Source organism: Streptomyces sp. x-80, from assembly GCF_046549095.1.
Lineage (GTDB): Bacteria > Actinomycetota > Actinomycetes > Streptomycetales > Streptomycetaceae > Streptomyces > Streptomyces celluloflavus.
The window spans coordinates 562,816-585,357 of record NZ_JAJPWM010000001.1 but is presented as its reverse complement, the minus strand read 5'-3'; the positions used below and the strand labels follow the sequence as shown (position 1 = coordinate 585,357).

The following is a 22,542-nucleotide window of genomic DNA, read 5'->3' as shown; positions in this document are numbered from 1 at the left end:
TGTCCCCGATCAGTGGAAGGCGTTGGACTTGGCCCGGCGCAGCACGCTGAGTGCGATCACGTCGGCGTCTCTGGAGAACGAGGTGTGCACGCCCGGCCGGCCGTTGCCGATCTGGGTGAACCAGCACACCCGCTCGGTCGGGATGCCCAGCGCGTAGACGGCCCGGTGCGGCCGGCCGTCGGCGGCGATCACCCGGCGCTCGGCCGGGGTGATGTGCAATGCGCCGGTTTCGAACTCCTCGTCGGCGTCGGTGTGCACGAACCCGACGGCCAGCCGCTCGTCGACCAGCTGCCGCATCAGCGGATCGGTGTTGCGTACCAGGCCGGCGGTCGGTATCCGCGAGTCGATGAGCACGTCGCAGTGCCTGCGCGAGCCCTCGACGGCCGGGGACTCCATGAAGAACCGGCCCTGCTCGGTGTCGCCTCCGTGCACCACATCCGGCCCCACCAGGTCGAGCACCCCGGCGTCGATCAGGGCCAGGAACTGCGCGGTGCGTTCCATCGGCGGGCCGGTGAACAGCAGCGAGGTTCGCGAGACGAACCGGCCGAGGAAGTCGGCCCGATGGGATCGCGGGGTCAGGCCACCGAAGTCCACGGCGTGCCGCAGCACCTCGCGGGAGTCCCGGATGGCGTCCAGCGCGGCCTTGAGCGCGCTGTCCACGTTGCCCTGACGGGCCTCCGCGATGTCGGCGAGCAGGATTCGCCTCACCTCGGCGAGGAGGCCGGCACCGGAGTCGAACCGCTTGGCGTGCAACGGCCTGGACAGCTGGTCGAGGTTGACCGGCTCCACGTCGTCGAGGCCGTGGCGCAGAGCCACTTCGCGCCAGCTCGCCAGTTCCGGGCCGAGTGCGCGCAGTTCGGCGGCGACCGCCTCGGCGCGTTCCGGCCCGTGCTGGGTTCTCGCCTGGGTGGTGTAGTACACATAGTTGATCTCGGCCTGCAACAAGGGAAGCACGTCCTGGTCGAAGTCCAGGGTCGGGTTGCCCCGGTGCGCCACGCTGCGCTCGCGCAGCCGGCCGACGGCGGCCGAGGTGAGGAACTTCGGCGCGGCGCGGCCGGTCACCTCCTTCTGGTTGCGGCCCCGCGAATGGATCGGTAACCCGCTGCGCGAGCCCGCGACCACCCTGGGCTCGTTGCCGCTGGGCACGTAGAACATCGTCCCGTCGACGCTCTCCTTGAACTTCCCGCCGCGGCCGACGGTGAAGGACATCAGGATGTCGTAGAAGGACAGGCCGAGCCCCACGACACCGACCGCGGCGCGCGGCGCGATCGAGGACAGCTCCAGGTCGGCGGCCGAATCCCCGCTGAGGTAGCGGAGTTCGGGCCGGTCCTGCGCGAACCGCGCCAACTCTTTCTGCTGCTCGGACAGTTCCGCCAGGGCGTGCCCGGTGGTGACCACCACCGCGTCGGCGGTCACGGTCAACTCATCGTCCGAAGTGGACACTCGAAGTTCGTAGCTGTCCCCGGTCTCCCGTAACGAGGTCACCTTGCCGACCACCTCGACGACCTCGCCGAGCTCGGACATGCCACGCACCACCGAGTCGTACACGTACCGCAGGTACCTGCCGTAGGCGTACCTCGGTGCGTAGTCGTCATGGCCCAGACCCGACAGCGCCGGGTCCGGCTGGGTGGGTAACCACTGATGGAAGGACAGGCCGGCGCCCGGCCGGCATGGCTCGCCGTCGGAGATCCCGGAGAACATGCTGATCTCACCGACCACCGTGTTCATCAGGAAGCAGGTCTCCTGGTCGGTGCGCCATATTCGGCCCGCCCCCAGTTCCACCGCATCGATCAGCCAGATTCTGACCCTCGGCGGCTCCGGCTCGGCCCTCAGATTGGCCGCGATCCGCTCGAACACCGAGATCCCGCGCGGACCGGTGCCCACGATCGCGACGTCCAGCACTTCGTCAGTCAGGTGTCGCACGACCTGTCACCCCATCTGTAGAGCTCGTCCTCAGCGCGGTGCCGCGTCCAGGTCGTCCATGACCGGCAAGCGGCCGAGAGATGCGGCGATCAACTCGTCCGAGGCCGCCATATCGGTCATGTTCCCGCTGAGGAACTGCTGGTAGGCCGACAGGTCGAGCAGTCCGTGGCCGCTGAGGTTGAACAGGATGACCTTCTCCCTGCCCTCCTTCTTGGCCAGCAGCGCTTCGTCGATCGCGGCGCGGATGGCGTGCGCCGACTCGGGGGCCGGGATGATGCCCTCCTCGTTGGCGAAGGTGATGCCGGCCTCGAACACGGGGCCCTGCGGGTAGGCCACCGCCTCGATCAGCTTCTGGTCGTACATCGCGCTCACCAGGGGGGCGGCGCCGTGGTAGCGCAGGCCGCCGGCGTGGATGCCCGGGGAGACGAAGGTGTGCCCCAGGGTGTACATCTTGGTCATCGGCGTGATGCCGGTGTAGTCGTTGTAGTCCCAGGCGTAGCGGCCCTTGGTGAGCTTCGGGCATGCCTCCGGCTCCACCGCGACGAACCGGGTGTCCAGGCCCTCGCGCACCTTCTCGTGGAAGAACGGCAGAGAGATGCCGGAGAAGTTGCTGCCCGCGCCGACCGAGCCGATCACCACGTCCGGGAAGTCGCCGATCGCGTGGAACTGCCGGACGGCCTCCTGCCCGATCACGGTCTGGTGCAGCAGGACGTGATTCTCCCCGCTGCCCACCGAGAGGTTGCAGCGCTCCACCTGGCGGGCGTGCTCGAATGCCTCCGCGTTGGCGATGGACAGGCTGCCGTCGGTGTTCGGGTCGCGGGCGAGCGCGGCGCGGCCGGCCTCGGAGTTCTCGTTGGGGCTGGAGATGACCTCGGCCCCGTTCATCTCCATCATGATCCGGCGGTAGGGCTTCTGCTCGTAGCTGACCCGGACCATGTAGACGGTGCACTTGAGGCCGAAGATGCGGCAGGCGAGGGCGAGGGCCGAGCCCCACTGGCCGGCACCGGTGCCGGTGGTCAGGCTGGTGATGCCGGCCTGCTTGTAGTAGTACGCCTGGGCCAGCGCGGTGTTCAGCTTGTGGCTGCCGGTGGTGTTGGTGCCCTCGTACTTGTAGTAGATCCGGGCCGGGGTGTCGAGCAGCTTCTCCAGCCGGCGGGCCCGGTTGAGCGGGGTCGGCCGCCAGCGCAGGTACTCCTCGCGCACCGGCTGCGGGATCTCCACGAACCGCTCCCGGCCCATGCTCTGCCGGTACATCGAGAGCGGGATCTGCGGGGCGACCGCGCCGCCGTCCTTACGGGTCTCCGGCCTTGCCTGGCGCAGCTTCGCCGCGTCCTCGACGCCGGTGAGGTCGGACAGCACGTTGTACCAGTGCGTGGGAACGATTTCTTCAGCGGTCAGCGATGCTTCTGCCGAATTCACCATTGCTTTTCCGATCCTGATTTCTAGGAATTTCCAACGTGCGACTGGACTAACTTCACGAGATCGCCGACCCGGCTCAGCGCGGCCTCGAAGATCTCACTGTCACCGATCTTGATGCCGCACTCATTCTCAATTCGGACGACAATTTCAAGAATGGTCAACGACTCGATTCCGATTTCGTGCAACTCGTCATCAAGCCTGATCTCGGCCGGCGCGGACGAACCGAGCACATCCGTGATGATTCCGCACACCTGAGCGTCAATGTCAACCTTTTCAGGAGACGTCAAGGTAATCCCTCTTCCTTGGGACAGTTCTTCGCTTCTCCGGCCGCCCCGCTACGCCATGGGGCCCGTCATCACCGCGGTGCGCAGCCCGAGCACCAGCAGGATCGCCCCGCTCACCCAGGCCAGCCCCACCCGCACCGCCGGTTTGGCCAGCAGCCGCCTCACCAAGCCGACCAGGGTGACCACCACCGCGTACCAGGCGGCGCTGATCATGATCTGTACGGCGGTCAGCGTGACCACGTCGGCGGGCGAACCGCCGCCGGGCGGCAGGAACTGTGGGATCAGCGCCAGGTATACGGTGGCCATTTTGGGATTGGCGGCACTGGTGACCAGCCCTGACCGGTAGGACCGCCACAGGGTGGCCGCGCCGTACCCCTCGAGCGCTTCCGCCGGCTGGTGGCCGAAGTTCCGCCGGTTGCGCACCGTCATCACCGCGAGGTAGCAGAGGTAGGCGGCACCGGCCAGCTTGAAGGCGGTGAACACCGCCTCAGAGGTCTGCATCAGCGCGGCCAGCCCGAGCGTGGAGGCCGCCGCCCACATGAGCAGCCCAGTGCTGCTACCGAGAATGGTCACCAGCCCGGCCCCGCGCCCGAAACGCAATGTCTCGTTCACCAACACCATGAATGACGGCCCCGGCGCGGCCACCATTACAAAAACCGTCGCGATGAAAACCCCACTCACCATGGAACTACCGCAATTCCAGTCGTCATTCGACCGGAGTGCGGGGCTAACGCTTGCGCATCCAACCGAAAGGGCCCCTCTCTAAGGTCCGACACCCCCGGCTCTTGATCACCACCCTTAGAACGCTATCGGCTTTGGCTGATTCAGGCAACCAGCCCCAAGAACAAATTTCGGTGAGCGCGAGATGTAAATTTACGGACCGATAGGCTCCGGTTTTGGTTACCCCGAAGTACGACCACGAAAACACCATGTCGGATGCGCCTCTTCAGCCGGTGCACGTCGGCCATGAGACTGTTCTCGTCCGCGTTCTGGACTGAGAGTGTCCAGCACCACACTTCATCTTCCTGAGCAAGTACCGCATGGCACTGAGCCACTGTCGCGTGATGCTGTTTGTGTCACTTCGATCTACTCCTGTCCGGTTTCTTCATGTTGGTCCGGGCGAGGCGGACCGTGGCGAGGACCTCACCGGTGGTCGCGGTCCAGGTCAAGGGGTTCGCGTTCTCGTACCAGGAGTTGACGCAGCCGCGAATCTGCTGGATCAGGGCGTTCGACGCCGGCGACGTGGAGCATCGGTTCGACCGCCGGGCCAGGATCCCCCGAACCAGATCTCGACCTGGCTCAGCCACGACGAGCCGACGGGGTGACATGGAAGCGGAAGTGGACATGCAGGTTCTTCGCCCGCCGCTCCCTGACCTCCTGCGTGGTGTGGTGTGGCGTACGTGGAGAGGTTGTCAGGGACCGCGCGGATCCGCTTCCCCGCGTGCGGTGTGACGGCCTGCTTCAGGAATGCCGGGAAGTTCACGGCATTCCGGTTCGGCCTGCCCTCGCCGCGCATTTCGCCGGTGGTGACGTCGAGGGCGGCGAAGGGGTCGGTGGTGCCGCGCCGCACGTAGTCGTGGGTTCGTCCCTCGGTGGCCGCGAAGGTGGCCGGCAGGACGGGCCGGGTCCGGTCCGGTGCCTGGACCTGTGTCTTCTCGTGGTGGACCGGACCACCGCACCGTCGGCCGGGGCCGGATACCGGCCCATCGCGCCGACGGCCTTCTCGGCGAACGCCGGGCCCTTCAGACCTTGGAGGCGCCCGAGCGGTTCGGTTTGAGGTTCTCCTCACGCCAGACGCGGGCGATGTAATGCCAGGACACCGTGATGCCCTCACGCCGCCTCAGGTATGACGAAAGGGTCCGGGTCGACCAGTGCACGAGCCCGGAATCAGCCGGCGGGGACATCTTCGTCAAGGCAATCACGCGGCCCCGTGTCTGCGGCGGCACCTGGTCGCACGGACCGCCACGGCGTTTCTCCGCCAGCCCGGCCAGACCGTGTGCGGCATAGCGGGCCTTGCAACGGTCGACCGTCACCGGCGACACCCCGGCGAGTTCGGCGATGTCCTTGCGCCGCCTGCCCTCGCCGGACCACAACACGATCCGGGCCCGCAGGGCCACATCGGCAGGCACATGACGCGACGCGGCCAACTCCCGCAAAGCATCCAGCTGTTCCATGGAGAGAATCATGCTGAGCCCAACGAGCCAACCAGCGTCAGGTTCTACAAACAGGGTCACGAGATACTGGGCATCGACACGGTTCAGCCAGTAGGAGTTGGTCGTGGGGTCGCAACGACTCGGTGTTCGCGCTGAGTTTTCTGGCGAACTGGCTGTTGGGCGGGGCGAGCGCCTGGTGAATCAGGCGCGAGGACGTCGCGGAACAGACGGCTGGGATCGTCGCTCCCTGCGGTCACTCGGCGCCCGGAAGTTACGTGGAATCGCCTGCGAGGCCGGCGGTCTCGTACGGGGACCCATGGACCGAGGGGATCAGCGGTACCAGATGGTCGAGCTGAGGGAGAAGTGGCGGATACTCGGTCGGCACGAGCAGGCAGCGGCCTGGCTACAGGTCTGGCAGGACTTGGGACGGGAGCCGAGAACGATCGATGCCTATGCCCGAGGCCCGGCGGAGTACCTGGAGTTGCGCGAGCGGGAGAGCGTGGACCCGGTGCGGGCCACGAGGGTCCAGGTGTCCCTTGCTGTGAAGCTTCCCTGGTTCCCCAGCGACGAACGGGGCGAGCGCCGGGGCTGACGTGCCGGCTGTACCGGACGCCGGACGGTCCGGCCGGTCTTCCCGTGCCCGGCCAGTTGCGACGGGCCCTGACGGACACCCGCCAGGCCGACGGCGATCCAGGTCCGGGCCAGGAGACGAGGAGAGCCACGCCTTGGTCGGCGAGGTCCGCCGCGTGCTGCGGCCCGGCGGGGTGTTCGTCCGCCCCGTCCGCCACACCGGCGACGTCCACCGAGAACTGGTTTCCTCTCGTCCTCCTGCGGCTGTGGCCCGGCATGCAGGCCCACGGCATGTGAGGCTGACCGGCCCCGTGAGCGGCGAGCCGGCGAACACCGTTCTGCGGGCGGGGGCCCGCTGTTCCTCCATCACCGCGAGGGCTGAGGGCTGTGCTGTGGCCGGTCACCGGTTCCCGCGGCCGGGCGTGTGGCGTGGCCGTCCGGCCGGAGCGTTGCGGGGGACGGCCGGTCGTGGGGCGTGTTAGCAATGACCTCGGGCGGGGTCGTGGGCAGCACACCGGAAACCAGAGGCAGGAGACCGCCTTGTCGCACCATCTCAGTGGCCCCCATCTGCGTTCACCCGATGGCGACGCGCGGCTCGATCTGACCGACCTGTTCGCGTTCGCCGCGCCGGAGCCGGGCCGGACCGTACTGATCATGAACGTGAACCCGGTCGCGCCGACCGGCGGAGCCGCGTTCCACCCTCAGGCGGTGTACCGGATCAACATCGACTCCGACGGCGACCACCACGCGGACGTGGCGTTCACTTTCACCTTCTCCGAGCCGGTGGACGGCGTGCAGACCATGACCGTGCACCGTGCCAACGGAGCGGCGGCACGCGACCACGAGGTGAGCGGACAGCAGCTGGCGGCGGACGTGCCGGTCAGCTTCGACGGGGAACCCCAGGTGATCGACGAGGGCCCGTACCGGTTGAGCGTCGGGCTGCGCAGCGACCCGTTCTTCGCCGATCTCGACGGCATCGTCCACGAGTTCCAGTGGACAGGTGTGGACTGGGGCGTGGACAAGAATGTCTTCGGCATCGTGCTGGAAGCACCCGACGCCGAACTGGGCCCGGACCCGCGGATCGGGGCGTGGGCGCGGGTGAGCGTCCGCAAGAACGGCGCGCTGGTGTCCGTGGACCGCGGCGCCCACCCTTCCCTGACCGCGTACTTCAACGCCGAGGACGCCAAGGACGAGTACAACGCCCGCGAACCGGCCGATGACTGGGACACCTACCGGGAGCCGTGGTCAGCGGTGTTGCAGCACCTCGGCGGCTACAGCGCGGAGGCGGCCGAGGAGCAGCTGCGGGCCGTCCTGCCCGACATCCTCCACTACGACCGCAGCCGTCCGGCCTGCTACCCCAACGGACGCACGCTGACCGACGATGTCACCTCCGCCCGGCTGGTGATGCTCACCAACGGCAGGGTGCCGACCGACTACATCGGCCCGCACACCGATCTGCTCCCCGACTTCCCCTACCTGGGGCACCCGCACTGAACCCGCTCGCCGGGCACCGGCCGGCGGCGGACACCTTCATCGGCCAGCTGCCCCGGCAGCGGTGACCGATGGCCACGCGGAGTGCCACCGCACCTGCGGTGACCGCCCGGCGGCGGTGAGGGGGAGTGCGTTGTCGCTACGCACGGATGGCGGTCCGCGTGCGTGTCGGAAGGGGTGACCTCAACGGAACCCGAGGACCCATGGTGGTGTCATGAACAAGGGAACGGATCGCAACGAACGACGTGTGGTGCTGCGTGGCGGTCGTGTCCTGAGTATGGATCCGGTTGTCGGGGACTTCGACGCGGCTGATGTGCTGATCGAGGGCGAGCGGATCGTCGAGGTCGGGCCGGGAGCCGACGCCGAGGGGGCCGAGGTGGTCGACGCGGCGGGCCGCATCATCATTCCCGGCTTCGTCGACACCCACCGGCACATGTGGCAGGCGGCCTTCCGCGGCCTGGGCGCGGATGACTCGATCGGCGACTACTTCACACGTTTCCTGAACGGGATCGGCCCGGCCGCCACACCGGAGGAGGTCCACCTCGGCACCCTGCTCAGCGCGGTGAGCGCCCTCGACGCCGGGGTCACCACGGTTCTGGACACCGCGAACGTGCAGAATTCGCCGGCGCACACCGACGCGGGCGTGGCGGCGCTGAAGGAATCCGGGCTGCGCGCCGTGTTCTCCTACATGGAAAGCGTCCGGGGTACCGCACCGGACGCCCTTCACCCCGTGCCGGGCGGCCTGTCGACCGACGTACGCCGCGTACGGTCCGAACTGCTGCACGACGACGGGGCACTGGTGCGCATGGCGCTGTCGCCGGGCCTGTGGGGTGACGACGAGACGGTCCGCCGGGACTACGCGCTGGCCGCGGAACTGAACGTGCCGGCCACCCCGCACACCGGCGCGACGCCCCAGCTGCCCCGCCCGGTCAGCCGGCTGCGGGAGCTGGGCGTGCTTCGGCCGGGCGGTGTCTTCATCCACGGCACCGGGCTCGACGCCGACGAGATGCGGGTCATCGCCGACAGCGGCGGCGCGGTGTCCATCGCCCCCGCGATCGAGATGATCATGGGCCACGGTGAGCCGCCGTTCGCCGCCGCTGCCGAGGCCGGCCTGCGGCCGAGCCTGAGCACCGATGTGGAATCGACGGTCGGATCCGACATGTTCGGCCCCCTGCGTGCCGCCTTCCAGTTCGCCCGCTACCAGGCGTTCTGCGCGGCGGAGCACATGGCGAGCGCACGCGACGTCGGGGCGATGACGGTGCGGGACGTCCTGGAATCCGCCACGATCGCCGGCGCACGGGCGCTGGGCCTGGCCGACCGGACCGGCTCCATCACCCCGGGCAAGCAGGCCGACCTCGTCGTGCTGCGCACAGACCGGCCGGGCACCGCGCCGGTCTACGACCCGTACGCGACGGTTGTCCTGTCGATGGACGTCGGCGACGTGGAAACCGTCCTGGTCGCCGGACGGACGGTCAAACGCGACGGCCGACTGCTGCGCACGGACGTGCCGAACCTGATCGAACACGCCGGGAGGATCCGCGACCGCGTGAGGGGCCGGGAACTCGGCGAAGGTGCCCGGTGTGATCCTCGCAATGTCCGAACGGTACCTGGGTGAGCCGGCCGACGGCCGGTCCGGCGCCGCGAGTGGTGACGGGGCACACGGCGGTCCGCCGCCGCTGCGGACGGTGCCTCCGCAACCGACCCCGCTACCTGCGCTGAGAGCGGCATCTGCCGCATCCTCGCCGCTGACCGAGCGGCATGCGGGCCCCGGGTGAGGATTGCCCAAACCGATCATAGAGAGCCACCGCTTCACGGAAGTTGAGCCAGAACCGTCCGTGGCGCCCGGTGCACATGGTGTGGTCCATACCACCGGCGCCCAAGGCGTCGACGGGCCACGGTGTCAGCGACCGGGATCCGCTCTCCCCCACGCCCCGGACCGGCCGTCCTACTTTCCGGCGTGACTGCCCAGGTAGAACAGCAGCGCCAGGAACCCCAGCAGGAGATGGCTGCCCGCGATGTAGATGAACACCCGCCAGGACGCGCCCCGCTCCTTCCTGGCCTCGCTCATACCTCCCCCGAAGCGGGGCGGGGCGGCGGGTTCGTCGGTGGTGTCGTCGGTCATGGCTGCTCTCCATCTCGTAGGGCGCGGGTCTGCTGAAGCGTCGGCGGCCGGGTGCCGGCCAGGCACCGGGGCACCGTCCGCCCGGTCCGCTCCCCTCCCGGTGCGTCCGCCCGCACGCCCGCACCGGGCTGCCGCAGCTGAACCAGCAGGGCTTCCTGCCCCGCCAGCAGCTCCGCCAGGATCCGCCGTGCCGCCCGCAGCAGCTCCGCGACGTCCCCGCACGCCAGCTCGTACACCACGGTCGAGCCACCCCGGGTCGCGGTCACGAGCCCCGCCCGGCGCAGCACCGCCAGCTGCTGGGAGAGGCTGGACGGCTCGATCTCGATCGCGGCCAGCAGGTTCCGTACCGGCGTCGGCCCGTCCTGCAACAGCTCCAGTACACGGATCCGCACCGGATGCCCCAGCATCCGGAAGAATTCCGCCTTCGCCTCATACAGCGGAACCTGCGCCCCGCTCACGCCGGGCTCCCGTTCTCCGGCACGCCGTCCGGGTCGACGTCCACGCTGGATGCCAGCCGGAGCGCGTCATCCAGTTCGTCCTCCGCCACGGCCAGCGCGTACGGATCCGCGGCCTCGCGCGCCTCCTCCACAGCGGCCCGCGCCGCCCGCACCCGCTCCCGCACCGCCTCTGCGTAGCCGCCCACCCCAGACCTCCGCACTCGGACCCATTGACCGTCACGACAACTAGCGAGTGGTCCGGGCGGGAGCGGCATCCGCCCTAGGCGGCCCTAGGCGGTGTCCGGGCTTCCCCCTGATGTGAGGACACGCTCTTATGCGGCTTTGGTCAGGGTAGTTGATGGTTCGGTGAAGGTTGTCTCGTAGGTGATCGGGGAGTGTTGTCCGAGGCGGGAGCGTCGGCGCCTTGTGTTGTAGCGACCGGCCCAGCGGAAGGTGTCGAGGCGGGCCTGGCGGGCGGTGGGCCATGCCTTCGCGCCCTGGAGGGTCTCGCGCTTGAGCGATGCGTTGAAGGACTCGGCGGCGGCGTTGTCCGCGCTGCTGCCGACGGCGCTCATGCTCTGGGTCACGCCAGCCTTCGTGCAGGCGTCGGCGAACGCCCTGGACGTGTATTGCGAGCCGTGGTCACTGTGGAAGATCGCCCCGTCGAGGCTGCCGCGGGTCCGCTCGGCCGCCGCGAGGGCGTCGGTGACGAGCTCGGCCCGCATGTGGTCGGCGATCGCCCACCCGGCCAGGCGGCGTGAGCACAGGTCGAGGACGGTCGCCAGATAGAGCGGCTTCGCGCCGCTGACCGGCAGATATGTGATGTCGCCGACGTACTTGGTGTTCGGCAGCTCGGCAGTGAAGTCACGGCCGATCAGGTCGGCGGCCTTGACCGCGGCCGGGTCCGGGATGGTGGTGCGGTGCTTCCTGCGCAGGTGCACACCGACGATCCGGAAGGTCCGCATGACGCGCTCGACGCGCTTGTGGTTGACCTTCACGCCCGTGTCGCGGAGCTCGGCGGTCACCCTCGGGGACCCGTACGTCTGGTCGGAGGCGGCGTGGATAGCGCGTATCCGCTCCACCAGGGCCGCGTCGGCGGCGGCCTTCGCCGCCCTGGCCGGCGCGGTGTTATTCCACCGGTAGAAGCCCGAGCGGGACAGCCCCACCCGGCACAGCCGCTTCACGCCGAACCGGCGCTGGAAGTCGGCGACGAACTGGAAGCGGCTGCTCACCAGCGCGTCTCGCCCGCGAAATACTTCGCGGCCCGCCGAAGGATCTCCCGCTCGGTCTTCAGCTCCGCGTTCTCCCGGCGCAAGGCGGCGTTCTCCGCCTCCAGGGATGTCTGCGGTTGCCCGGACTTCTCGGCCGTGGCCCGGCGTCCGCCCGTCCCCGCGGCACGGAGCCAGTTGCGCAATGTCTCCGCATTGATCCCCAGATCCCCGGCGACCTGCTTGATCGTCGCCCCGGGCCGCGACTCGTACAGCGCGACCGCGTCTGCCTTGAACTCCGGCGGATAGTGCTTCATCCCCACGGGGACTCCCTCTCCTGGACTCAAGATCCAGTGTCTTGGGTGTCCTCACACCGGGGGAATGCCCGCCACCCTCGCCTCGCTCCTGATGTGGGCGTGACATTTGAAGGCAACTCCTGGAGGTCCCGCTGGGCGTGCAAGCCTCGCAGGCGGTCGGGTGCGGCATCGATCACCGCAAGAGGTACCGTTCCGTGGCCACGAGACCCGTCAGGCTCGCGGTCCGGCCGCGGAGGCGACCGCCCGTGTAGCGACCCTCGACGAGTGGCTGTGACCAGCACATTCGATACTCGGCCCAGGGAGACCTGTCCATGACCCGACTCAACCCCGTCACCGGGCGCCGGCCCGGTCCCGAGACGGCGCCCGGCTACGAGACCGGGGCTTTCGGGCATCAGAAGGCCGGTGAGCAGGGCCGGCTGCGTGCACTGGAGGACCTGTGGGATCCGCTCACCGAGCGATACTTGAGGCAGGCAGGCGTGCCTGCCACGGCCCGTTGTCTGGAAGTCGGGGCAGGTGCGGGGTCGGTGGCCCGCATACTTGCCCGGGTCTGTCCGAACGGTGACGTCACCGCGACGGATATCGACACCCGCTTCTTCGAGAGGCTCGCGGCCGAAGAGCGCATCACCGTCCTGCGCCACGATGTGACCCAGGACGGCTTTCCCGCCGACTCCTTCGAGGTGATCCACGCCCGGATGGTCCTGTGCCATCTGGCCGACCCCGCACACGTGCTGGCCGCCATGGCCGAGTGGCTGAGTCCCGGTGGTCTCCTCCTGGTCGAGGACCTCGACCTGGGGCCCGCCGATGCCTCCCCTCACCCGGTGATGCGTCAGGGGCTGCGCCTTGCCGAGCAGACCCTCGGGGTCTCCCAGGGCAGCGATCTCCGCCTGGGCCGACGGTTGCAAGCCCTGGTGACCGACGGCGGCTTCACCTTCGGCGGCATGAGGGTGCAGCCGGTGATGATCGGTGACGGCGGTCCTGCGGATGAGTTCTGGCGTCTGTCGTTTGCCCAACTCCGCGACTTCGCGGCCCTGAGCAGTGCCGCCCTGGCCGGCGAGTTGGACGCGGCGCTGTCTCTGATCGACCATCCGGGCTTCACGGATCTCGGCATGAACGCCGTCTCCGTATGGGGCCGGAAGCCCGTGCGGCCGACCGGGTAGCGCCTCGGCCTGACGGCTCCGGGAGTGGACACCGCGGACTGGTCCGAACAATCGCCTCAGTACGTGACTGCCGAACCAACACCCCCAGCTGTTGCGTCACCATCACTGAGACCCGGACCTGCGCCGCTTACACGGAGACCCCCATGGCTGAACCCCGTCCCTCCTCTGCGTACACCACCGCCTCCGATCCCGCCTGCCTGCCTGCTGATGCGGTGGCGGTGGTCGGGGTGGGCCTGCGCCTGCCGGGCGGCATCCACCGGTTGGACCAGCTCGGCCAGGCCCTGCACGAAGGGCGCGACCTGGTCGGCACCATGCCCTCGGACCGCTTCGACCTCAGCGCCCATCAAGCCCGTGGTCCCGGGAAACCGGGTAAGTTCCACTCCACGGCGGGCGGTTTCCTGCCCGAACCGGAAGTCACCGGCTTTGACACCTCGTACTTCGGCGTCACTCCCAGGGAAGCCTCCCGTATCGACCCGCAGCAGCGTCTGCTGCTCGAGTGCGCGGTCGAGGCCCTCGACGACGCCGCCCTCGACATCAATTCCCTGGCGGGCAGCGAAACCGCCGTCGTCACCGGCGTCTCCAGCCATGACTACGCCGACCTACAGGCCCGCCGCCTGCGTTCGAGCAACCCCTACACCGCGACCGGCGGATTCCTGTCGACCACGGCCAACCGCGTCTCGTACGAACTGGATCTGACCGGCCCGTCCAACGCCGTGGACACCGCCTGCTCCTCCGGCCTGACCGCGCTGCACCAGGCATGCGAGCACCTGCGTACCGGACGCAGCCCGCTCGCCCTGGCGGGCGCGGTGAACCTGATGCTGTCACCGGGCCTCTTCGTCGGCTTCGAGCAGGCCGGAGTGCTCTCCCCGACGGGGCGTTGCCACCCCTTCGGAGCCGCCGCCGACGGCTTCGTACGCTCCGAGGGCGCGGTGATGCTCGTCCTGAAACCCGTGGCCGCGGCGCTCGCCGACGGCGACCGGGTGCACGCCGTCATCCTGGCCACCGCACTCAACTCCGACGGGCGCACCGTGGGCCTGTCCGCGCCGAGTGCACGCACCCAGGCAGCACTCCTGCGCCGCGTGTACGCCACCGCCGGCATCGACCCGCGTGAGGTGTCCTACCTGGAGGCGCACGGCACCGGAACCCTGGTCGGCGACCCCGTCGAGTCCGCCGCGCTGGGGGAGGTACTCGGCAGCCACCGTGCCGACGCACCGCTTCCGATCGGTTCGATCAAGTCCAATCTCGGGCACCTTGAGGCAGCGGCCGGGATGGCGGGGCTCCTGAAGTCGCTGGTCGTGATCCAATCTCGTTCCATACCGCAGACTCTGCACGCCGATCCCCCCAACCCGAAGATCGACTTCGACCGCCTCGGTCTGCGACCGGTACTCGCCGCCCGTCCCGTTCCCGGCACCAGCCGTGTGGTGGTCGGCATCAACTCCTTCGGCATCGGCGGTGCCAACGCGCACGCCGTCCTCGCCTCACCGCCTGTACCGGCCGCGGCACCAGCCCTGGCGGATGCCGCCGACAACGCCGCGGTGGGCGAGGTCGCCGCCGCGCCGGCCGTCAGCACCGCGGCACGGCCGCTGCCGGTCATCGTCTCCGCGCACACGCCCCAGGCGCTGACCGCCACCCTGGAGTCCTGGGCGGAGCACTTCACCGCACTGGCCGCCGATCCCTCACAGGGGCCCGAGGCCCTGTACGCCGCCGCCTACACCTCGTGCCGACGACGGACCCGGCGCCGCCACCGCACGGCCTTCTTCGCGACCGGCCTCACCCAGGCCGCCGAAGTCCTGGCCCAGGCGGCACGAGGCCAGGGGATCGACACTGCCACCGAACGCCTCGTGGGCGGAGGCCGGATCGGCTTCGTCTTCTGCGGGAACGGCTCGCAGTGGGCGGGCATGGGCGCCGAACTCCTCGGCCAGGACAGCGCCTTCACCGCGGAAGTCGAAGCCGTCAGCAGCGAACTTGAGCCCCTGCTCGGCTGGAGTGTGCGCGAGGAGCTGGCCTGTCCCGACGCCTCCCGCTGGGACCGTACGGAAGTCGCGCAGCCGGTGCTGTTCGCCGTGCAGGCGGGTCTGGTCGGCGCACTGTCCGCCCGGGGCGTCGATCCGCACGCCGTCATGGGACACAGCGTCGGGGAAGTGGCCGCCGCGTACTGCGCAGGCGGCCTCACCCGGGCCCAGGCCTGCCGTGTCATCGCCGCCCGCAGCCTGGCGCAGGCCGCCACCGCAGGATCGGGGGGAATGGCCGCGGTGGGCCTGAGCGAACATGCCGCCAGGGAACGGCTCGAGCGGGATCGGCTGCACGACCGCGTGGAGATCGCCGCGATCAACTCCGACCAGGACGTCACCTTCGCAGGCTCGCACGAGGACCTCGCGGCCCTTGGCGCCGCACTGGATTCCGACGGCGTCTTCTTCCGCGACCTGGGCCTGGACTACGCCTTCCACACGGCGGCCATGGACCCCGTGCGTGACCAGCTGACCCGTGCACTGGAATCCCTGGCCCCGGGGTCCTTCCGTATACCCATGATCTCCACGGTGACCGGCCGCACCGGTTCAGGAGACGACCTGGACGCCGCATACTGGTGGGCCAACATCCGCCGCCCCGTCCGCTTCCACCAGGCCGCCACCGTACTGACAGCCGGCGAGGCCGCCTGCGACGTCCTGGTCGAGATCGGCCCTCACCCCGTGCTGACCGCCTATCTGCGACGTGCCACCGGCGAAGCCCACGCCCCCGGGGTCATCGTCCCCACACTGTCCCGGACGTTCGCCAACGCGGACGCACTGCGACAGACCGTCCTGCGGGTACTCGCCGCCGGAGCGGCGGTGGACTGGGACAGCTACTTCCCCCGCCCCGGCGCGGTGGCCGACCTGCCGGCGGTGACGTGGCAGCGCGAGCGGCACTGGAACGGCGACCAGTCCTGGTGGCAGGAAGACACCCCTGGTGGGGACACCACCGGTGGCCATCCCCTCCTCGGATCCCGCCAGGCCGGGCCGGAAGCTGCGTGGCTGAACCGTCTGGACACCGACCGGCTGTCCTGGATCGAAGACCACCGGGTCGCAGATGCTGTCGTCTGGCCCGCCGCGGGCTTCGTGGAGATGGCCCTGGCCGCCGCGCGGAGCCGGCACGACGCACCACTCGAAATCACCGGCCTGGCCATCGACCGGGCGCTGACCCTCGACTGGAGCGCCGACTCGGCGAGCCCCTCGGACGCGGACGACGTCCACCTGGCCACCCACCTCGCCCAGGACGGCAGGCTCACCATCCGAAGCCGCACGGGTGAACAGGACTGGACCGAGCACGTCTGCGCCGGTGTGCGGAGTCTGCTACGCCCGCAGCCTCCCTGCCTGGACATCGCCGCCCTGGAACGCCGCCTGCCGGACAAGCGCCCTGGCCTTGAGCACTACGCAGCCGCCCACCGGGCCGGGCTCGACTACGGGCCGGCGTTCCGGACCGTCACACACCTGCACACCGGGCCGGACGAGAGCCTGGCACGCTACGAGTCCACCGCGCCGACGGAGCCCGGACACGGAGTCATCGCCCACCCCACACTGGTGGACGGCGCCCTGCAGACCTGCCTGCCGCTGATGTTCACCGCGGCCCGGCCTGCCCCGTTCCTGCCTGCCCGCATCACCACCGTCCGCAGCTGGCAGGCCCTGCCCTCCTCCGGCTTCACCCACGTCACCCGCGCCACCGGCGCCGACGCCCGGTGGGACATCACCGTGTGCAACGACGACGGTGACGTGTGCATGGAACTGCTCGGCTGCGAACTGCGACGGTTCGAGACCGCGACCGCGGACGAGCTGGACCGCCTCACCGAAGTCCTGCGCGCGGCGCCCGTACCCGGCCAGCCCGGACCCGCCCGGAGCCCGCTTCCTGACCCGCGGTCACTTCCGGCAGTCGTCAGGGCACAGGAGGACGCCGACCTGAGCCGGCTGCACCGGATCAGCGACGCGCTCCGGCCCCGTCTGCTCGAAGTCTGCGCCCACTTCACGGCCCAGGCCGTGCGCCACCTGCTCCCGACCCGGAAGCATTCCTCGTTCGGCCTGACCGACCTCGTCGACGCAGGAGTCGAGCCCAGGCACGCGAAGCTCCTCGACGTCCTGCTGCTCCAGGCCGTCAGCCACGGCACCCTCACCGCCACCGGGCCCGACGCCTGGAGCATTCCGGCCGCGCCACGCCCCGAAGAGCTGTTCAGCCGTCTGCTCGAGGACTTTCCCGGTCAGGCCGTCACCGTCCTCACCTACGGTGTGTGCGCGGGCCGTCTCGCCGATGTCCTCACCGGTGACGCCAACCCTCTGGAACTGCTCTTCTCCGAGTCCGACAACCTCGTCCAACGGTTCTACGAGGCCAGCACCTTCTTCGCTCCGCACACCCATGCGCTCGTCCGCTGGGTCCGCGACATCGTCGAGCGGTGGCCCGCCGACCGGCCGCTGCGCATCCTCGAAGTCGGGGCGGGCACCGGCGCCACCACCGCCGCCCTCCTGCCGCACCTGCCGCCCGAGCGTGTCCACTACACCTTCACCGACGTCTCACCCGCCTTCTTCCCCGCCGCCCAGAAGCGCTTCCACTCCTACGACTTCCTCACCCACCAGGTGCTGGACGCAGACGGTGACCCCGTGGCCCAAGGCTTCGAACCAGGCGTCTACGACCTCGTCATCGCCGCGAACATCCTGCACGCCACGAGCGACATCTCCCGCGCCCTGCGCTCCACGGCCACCCTGCTCGCCGACGGCGGCCAGCTGATCGCCCTGGAGACCCACAGCGTGGAACTCCTGGCCTCGGTGTTCGGCCTGCTGGACTCCTTCTGGCTCTCCACCGACCAGGGCGTCCGCCCCGAGGGCCCACTGGTGCCCTACGACCGCTGGCCCGAACTCCTCGCCGACTGCGGCTTCGCGACCACCGGGCAGTATGACGACACCGCAGCGGACCGGCCCTACGTGTCCCTCATCGTGGCAGAGCGCACCGCCCGCTCCGTCCCCGAGAAGACGGCGGACCGTACTCCTCCTCCCGCCGCATCGGAGGGGCGACGGCCCTCCGCCGCCCAGGCGGCTCTCGACAACGCGACGCACCGGTCCTGGCTGCTGAGCACACCCACCGCCGACGCCCCCACCGAGTTGGTGACCCGGCTGACCCGAGCGCTGCTCGCCTCAAGCCCCGACGGCCGCGTCCAGCACATCACCGAGGCAAGCGGTGCGGACTCCTGGACCCGTGAACTGACCGGTGCGGCAGACGGCCTCCGTCCCGCCCGACCGGTGAGCGACGTGATCCTCCTCGCTGAGCCAGCCGACCACACAGGGCCACAGCAACACACCGACCACGGCGTCCGGCAGCTTGCCGCACTGCGTGACCTCACCCGTGCCTGGACCCGGAGTGCCCAGACCCGCGAAGAAAGTCTGCGCGTCTGGATCGTCGACGCCGGCAGTCAGCTGCCACTTACCCCGCCACCCTCCCCCCATGCCGCCCCCCTGTGGGGCGCCGCGCGAAGCCTGGCCAACGAACACCCCGCGCTGAGCGTACGGCGCATCGCCTTGACCGAACCCGGCGACGACGGCACCCTTCAGCGGCTCCTGCACGAACTGCACCACCTCGAGGGCAGCGCAGCCGCGGCGGGCAGCCCCGAGGAGCTCGTCGACGACGAGGTGGTCCTCACGCCGCACGGGCGCTTCGCCACGCGTGTCACCTCACTGCCCGACACCGAGGCCACCTCCGGATCCGAGCCCCACTACGCCCTGCACGTGGACGCCCCCGGACGGCATCCCCTCTTCACCTGGCACGCCGCCCCCGCGCTCCGCCCGGCCGCAGGAGAAGTCCTCATCCGAACCGCCGCGGCAGCGCTGAACCACCACGACCTGCTGACCGCGACCGGTGACAGTTCCCTGCCCGCAGCCCGGCGCCACGGCTTCCTCGGCCTCGGCCTGGACTGCGCGGGCACCATCACCGCGGTCGGCCCCGGCGTCACCCGTCTCGCACCGGGCGACCGTGTCGCTGCCATGGCCCACACCGCCCTGGCCTCCCACGTTCTCGCCTCCAGCGATCACGTCATACCGCTGCCCGACACCATGGAATTCACCGCGGCAGCCACCCTGCCCACCGCGTTCCTCACCGCCCACCACGCTCTCCAGCAGTGCGCCGGCCTCACCGAGGACGACACCGTCCTCGTGCACGCTGCCGCCGGGGGCGTCGGGTTGGCCGCCCTGCAACTCGCCCAGCGGACCGGCGCGCACGTCATCGCCACGGCCGGCACCCCCGCCAAACGGAGCCTGCTGCGCCTGCTGGGCGTCGAGCACGTGCTGGACTCACGCACCCTGGACTTCGCCGAGCAGGTCGCAGACCTGACCGACGGCCGCGGTGTCGACGTCGTCCTGAACTCTCTGCCCGGCGAGGCCCGTCTGCGCAGCCTGCATCTGCTCGCCCCGCAGGGACGCTTCATCGAACTCGGCCGACGCGATGCCGAGCGGGACGAACCAGTGCCCGTTTCCCCCCTGGCCCGCAACGTCTCGTTCTTCGGCGTGGACACCCTGGACCTGCACGACCGGCGGACGCCCGTGGTCCGGCGCCACTTCACTCAGCTGGCAGAAGCCGTCGCCACGGGCCGCTGGAGGCCGGCGCCCCATCAGACCTTCCCCGCGCACCGCTTCGGTGAGGCGTTCAGCCTGCTGCGCCACGCCCGGCACATCGGGAAGATCGTCATAAGCTTCGACGCCCCGCCGCCGGTCCTCGACTGCGGGCCGCCGAGCGCACTGGACGCCGACGCCGCTTACGTCGTCACCGGTGGCCTGGCAGGATTCGGCGCCGCCACGGCTCGACACCTCGCCGCACGCGGCGCCCGCCATCTCCATCTCATCGGACGCCGTGGCGCTCGAACGCCCGGTGCCGCGACACTTCTTGACGAGCTTCGCACCGCGGGGGCCGAGGTCACCGTGCACGGCGCCGACATCACCCGGCCCGGTGCCCTCGATTCCGTGCGCACCGCCCTGGGGGAACGGCGTCTGGGCGGTGTCGTGCACGCCGCCATGGTTCTCAAGGACGCTCCCTTGGTCGACGTGACCGACACCCACCTGGAAACCGTTCTCACCCCCAAGATCACGGGACTTCATGCGCTCGAAGCTTTCGCGGAGGACCACGATCCCGACTTCTTCCTCGCCTACAGCTCGATAGCCGCCCTCGACGGCAACATCCAGCAAGCCCCCTACGTGGCCGCCAACGCCGCGACGGAAGCGCTGATCCGAGCGCGGCACCGACGCGGCAGGCCCGCCCTCTCCGTCCAATGGGGTGTCATCGCGGACGCCGGATTCGTCCACCGCACCGGACGTATCGAGGAGATGGCCTCCTACGGCATGGCCCCCGTCACCGCCACCGACGCGCTCACCGCACTCGACCGGCTTCTCGACACTCGGACGGGCCCCGTCGTCGCACTGGGCCGCTTCGACTGGGACAGCATCAGCCGCGTCCTGCCCCGCCTCGCGGCGCCCAGGACCGGCGCACTGCTCCAGCGGCATCAGGTGAGCACCGACAGTCTCACCACCTTGCGCGGCAAACTGGCCGCGATGAGCGACGGCGAGGCCATCGTCCTGATCGAGGACAAGGTCGCCGAGCTTGCCGCCGCCGTCCTGCACACCCCCGTGGACCGCCTCGACCGCACCTGCCGCCTGGACCTGCTCGGCATCGACTCCCTGATGTTCCTCGAACTCTCCACGGCGCTGCGCAGACATCTCGGCTGCGAGATCCCCACGCTGGAACTGATGGGCGCCCCCCACCTCTCTGACATAGCCAAGCGAGCCCTGCACCGCATCCAGCAGCCGGGTTCCCCCGAGCCCACCGAGACGTTCTCCGGCCCCGAGCGGAGTGACCAGGCATGAACGCCCGCATCCCGACGCACAGCGCACCCCGCCCCACCACCTCCATCGACCAGCCGGACTTCGTCGCCCTGCGCCCGGCCTCCGGCGACGAACACCTCCTGCGCCTCTACTGCATGCCGCCCGCGGGGATGAGCGCCCCCTACTTCCAAGCCTTCACCTCCTACCTGCCGCCGGCCGTCAGCCTGCTCGCCCTGCAACTGCCCGGACGTGGACGTGCCACCGGCACGCCGGTGCACACCGACCCGCACCGCCTCGGGCAGCTCCTCGCGGAACGCATCGACCAGGACGACGACGGCCACCCGTATGCCGTGTTCGGTCACAGCGTGGGCGCTCTCATCGCCTACGAAACCGTCACATGCCTCACCCGGCAGGGGCGCCGCCCACCCACTCTGCTCGCCTTGTCCGCCATGGCAGCCCCCCACCACCCCGACTTCACCGCACGGGCCCCGGACGTCCTGCTCGGCGGCCGGAAGGAGATCGAGAAGCTCTTCGGCCGCCTGCCCGACCACGCCAAGCGCGACCCCAGGGCGTTGATCAACACCTGGATTCCGATGATGGCCGACCTCCTGCTCGCCCTGCAGTGCCCGCCCCACCAGGGGCCACCCCTGGACACCCAACTCGCCCTCTACGGAGGCGAGGACGACCCCGTCATCTCCCGGGAGGCCTTGGCCGGCTGGAACGACATCAGCAGCCAACCGGCCGCACCGCGCCTCTTTCCCGGCAACCACACCTACCCCCTGGACGAGGTCGAAGCCCTCAGCTCCCGGCTCTCCGCCGATATCGTCACCTCCCTGCGAGGGTGGGTCTGTCCAGTCAACGGCCCCGGCTCACATGCGGGGGAGTGTCCGGTCAGCAACCTCGGAACGGAGCACGGGAGACGGTAAACCGTTTCGCGCGACGTCCGATCGAGGAAGACGCGCCGTTGACCAGTGAGAACGTGGTGGTGGCTGATCGGTTGGCGCCGGCGCCGACGTCCACTACGTCGCGCTCGGCCGGAATGAGCGAGGCGGCGGTGAGAGGTTCGGTCGGCCTCGGCGGCGGCCGTAGCCCTGCCAGCGAGTCCGGCGCCAGCCGGAGAGTGCCTCCGCCCCCGGGGCGCAGGCCGCGCGCTACTCGGGTGCCGGCCACACCCGCCGCATCACGGGGCCGCGGTCGGCGAGTGGCAGGGATGTGTCCGGTGCCGCGCACCAGGCGGAACATCTCGGAGACGTGGACGACGTCGCCGGGCTGCGCGTACGTCAGCAGCTCGGCGAACTTCGGCCGCTGCAGCGGGTGGAGGCGGCTGGAGGTGCCGGCCTCCTCCTCGAAGACGACCGGGTCCTCGATCCCGGCCTCGTCCAGGACGAAGTTCTGCCGGGCGGTGGACTGCTGGTCGGTCGAGACCCGCTTGTAGACCAGGTTCGCCATCTCGGGGACCTTCGATGCGGTGGATCTGATCTTGCCTGTCGCCCAACCCTGTCATCAACGACCATCGGATCCGATGGGATTCGCGCCCCTCCGAACCCCCGGAAAGCCAGGGTCGATTGGACGCGCGGGCCGCCTGTCGTCATTCGATCGTTTCCCGACAGCGAAGGTCCGCACGGGCGCAGCTCCGCGGGC

Annotated in this window: 16 protein-coding genes; 6 read left to right on the top strand and 10 right to left on the bottom strand. The window is 69.9% G+C overall.

Features of this window, described 5'->3' with window-relative positions:
• Nucleotides 1-9: 9 nt before the first annotated feature.
• The 5 genes from ACLJWH_RS02325 to ACLJWH_RS02305 all read right to left on the bottom strand — a co-directional run bounded on the left by ACLJWH_RS02325 (nt 10) and on the right by ACLJWH_RS02305 (nt 5,800).
• The gene (locus ACLJWH_RS02325) at nt 10-1,923 is read right to left on the bottom strand and encodes an FAD/NAD(P)-binding protein (RefSeq protein WP_411139823.1); all 1,914 of its coding nucleotides are present in this window, start codon (nt 1,921-1,923) and stop codon (nt 10-12) included.
• Between the two features lie 30 nt (nt 1,924-1,953).
• On the bottom strand, nt 1,954-3,345 hold the full coding sequence (locus ACLJWH_RS02320; RefSeq protein WP_411139822.1) for a TrpB-like pyridoxal phosphate-dependent enzyme: 1,392 nt from the start codon (nt 3,343-3,345) through the stop codon (nt 1,954-1,956).
• 20 nt (nt 3,346-3,365) lie between these two features.
• Nucleotides 3,366-3,629, bottom strand: coding sequence for an acyl carrier protein (locus ACLJWH_RS02315; protein ID WP_411139821.1), 264 nt, complete (start codon nt 3,627-3,629; stop codon nt 3,366-3,368).
• A gap of 48 nt (nt 3,630-3,677) precedes the next feature.
• A complete protein-coding gene (locus tag ACLJWH_RS02310; RefSeq protein ID WP_411139820.1) occupies nt 3,678-4,274 on the bottom strand; it encodes a LysE family translocator in 597 nt (198 codons plus the stop codon).
• Between the two features lie 1,094 nt (nt 4,275-5,368).
• Entirely contained in the window at nt 5,369-5,800 is a 432-nt protein-coding gene (locus tag ACLJWH_RS02305; RefSeq protein ID WP_411139819.1) for a helix-turn-helix domain-containing protein, read from the bottom strand.
• Nucleotides 5,801-6,095: 295 nt separating this feature from the next.
• Between ACLJWH_RS02305 and ACLJWH_RS02300 the strand changes: the two genes are divergently transcribed.
• The 3 genes from ACLJWH_RS02300 to ACLJWH_RS02290 all read left to right on the top strand — a co-directional run bounded on the left by ACLJWH_RS02300 (nt 6,096) and on the right by ACLJWH_RS02290 (nt 9,455).
• Nucleotides 6,096-6,371 carry a hypothetical protein gene (locus ACLJWH_RS02300; protein ID WP_411139818.1) on the top strand — a complete coding sequence of 92 codons (276 nt, stop codon included), beginning with the start codon at nt 6,096-6,098 and terminating at the stop codon, nt 6,369-6,371.
• Between the two features lie 518 nt (nt 6,372-6,889).
• Nucleotides 6,890-7,843 carry a DUF4331 family protein gene (locus tag ACLJWH_RS02295; RefSeq protein WP_411139817.1) on the top strand — a complete coding sequence of 318 codons (954 nt, stop codon included), beginning with the start codon at nt 6,890-6,892 and terminating at the stop codon, nt 7,841-7,843.
• A gap of 211 nt (nt 7,844-8,054) precedes the next feature.
• The gene (locus tag ACLJWH_RS02290; RefSeq protein WP_411139816.1) at nt 8,055-9,455 is read left to right on the top strand and encodes an amidohydrolase family protein; all 1,401 of its coding nucleotides are present in this window, start codon (nt 8,055-8,057) and stop codon (nt 9,453-9,455) included.
• Between the two features lie 330 nt (nt 9,456-9,785).
• Here the strand turns inward: ACLJWH_RS02290 and ACLJWH_RS02285 are convergent, their stop codons facing one another.
• The 4 genes from ACLJWH_RS02285 to ACLJWH_RS02270 all read right to left on the bottom strand — a co-directional run bounded on the left by ACLJWH_RS02285 (nt 9,786) and on the right by ACLJWH_RS02270 (nt 11,930).
• Complete coding sequence (locus ACLJWH_RS02285; protein WP_411139815.1) at nt 9,786-9,962, bottom strand: DUF6126 family protein; 177 nt, start codon at nt 9,960-9,962, stop codon at nt 9,786-9,788.
• Nucleotides 9,959-10,369, bottom strand: a complete 411-nt coding sequence (locus ACLJWH_RS02280) for an ArsR/SmtB family transcription factor (protein WP_411139909.1) — start codon at nt 10,367-10,369, stop codon at nt 9,959-9,961. The genes ACLJWH_RS02285 and ACLJWH_RS02280 overlap by 4 nt, the downstream gene beginning before the upstream one ends.
• Nucleotides 10,370-10,416: 47 nt before the next feature.
• A complete protein-coding gene (locus ACLJWH_RS02275) occupies nt 10,417-10,605 on the bottom strand; it encodes a hypothetical protein (RefSeq protein WP_411139814.1) in 189 nt (62 codons plus the stop codon).
• Nucleotides 10,606-10,731: 126 nt separating this feature from the next.
• Nucleotides 10,732-11,930 (bottom strand): IS3 family transposase gene (locus ACLJWH_RS02270; RefSeq protein ID WP_411139813.1). Its coding sequence is split into 2 segments (ribosomal slippage): nt 10,732-11,648 and nt 11,648-11,930, totalling 1,200 coding nucleotides; the frame shifts between segments, so codons are not numbered across the junction.
• A 305-nt stretch (nt 11,931-12,235) separates the two neighbouring features.
• On the opposite strand from ACLJWH_RS02270, the gene ACLJWH_RS02265 reads away from it, so the two are divergent.
• The 3 genes from ACLJWH_RS02265 (at nt 12,236) to ACLJWH_RS02255 (ending at nt 21,827) form a co-directional block, all read left to right on the top strand.
• Nucleotides 12,236-13,081 carry a class I SAM-dependent methyltransferase gene (locus ACLJWH_RS02265; RefSeq protein WP_411139812.1) on the top strand — a complete coding sequence of 282 codons (846 nt, stop codon included), beginning with the start codon at nt 12,236-12,238 and terminating at the stop codon, nt 13,079-13,081.
• 143 nt (nt 13,082-13,224) lie between these two features.
• Nucleotides 13,225-20,943, top strand: coding sequence for an SDR family NAD(P)-dependent oxidoreductase (locus ACLJWH_RS02260; RefSeq protein WP_411139811.1), 7,719 nt, complete (start codon nt 13,225-13,227; stop codon nt 20,941-20,943).
• Nucleotides 20,940-21,827 (top strand): thioesterase II family protein, encoded by an 888-nt coding sequence (locus tag ACLJWH_RS02255; RefSeq protein ID WP_411139810.1) that lies wholly within the window; start codon nt 20,940-20,942, stop codon nt 21,825-21,827. The genes ACLJWH_RS02260 and ACLJWH_RS02255 overlap by 4 nt, the downstream gene beginning before the upstream one ends.
• On the opposite strand, the gene ACLJWH_RS02250 is transcribed toward ACLJWH_RS02255, so the two are convergent.
• Nucleotides 21,793-22,350 (bottom strand): recombinase family protein, encoded by a 558-nt coding sequence (locus ACLJWH_RS02250; protein WP_411139809.1) that lies wholly within the window; start codon nt 22,348-22,350, stop codon nt 21,793-21,795. The genes ACLJWH_RS02255 and ACLJWH_RS02250 overlap by 35 nt on opposite strands.
• Nucleotides 22,351-22,542: the final 192 nt, after the last annotated feature.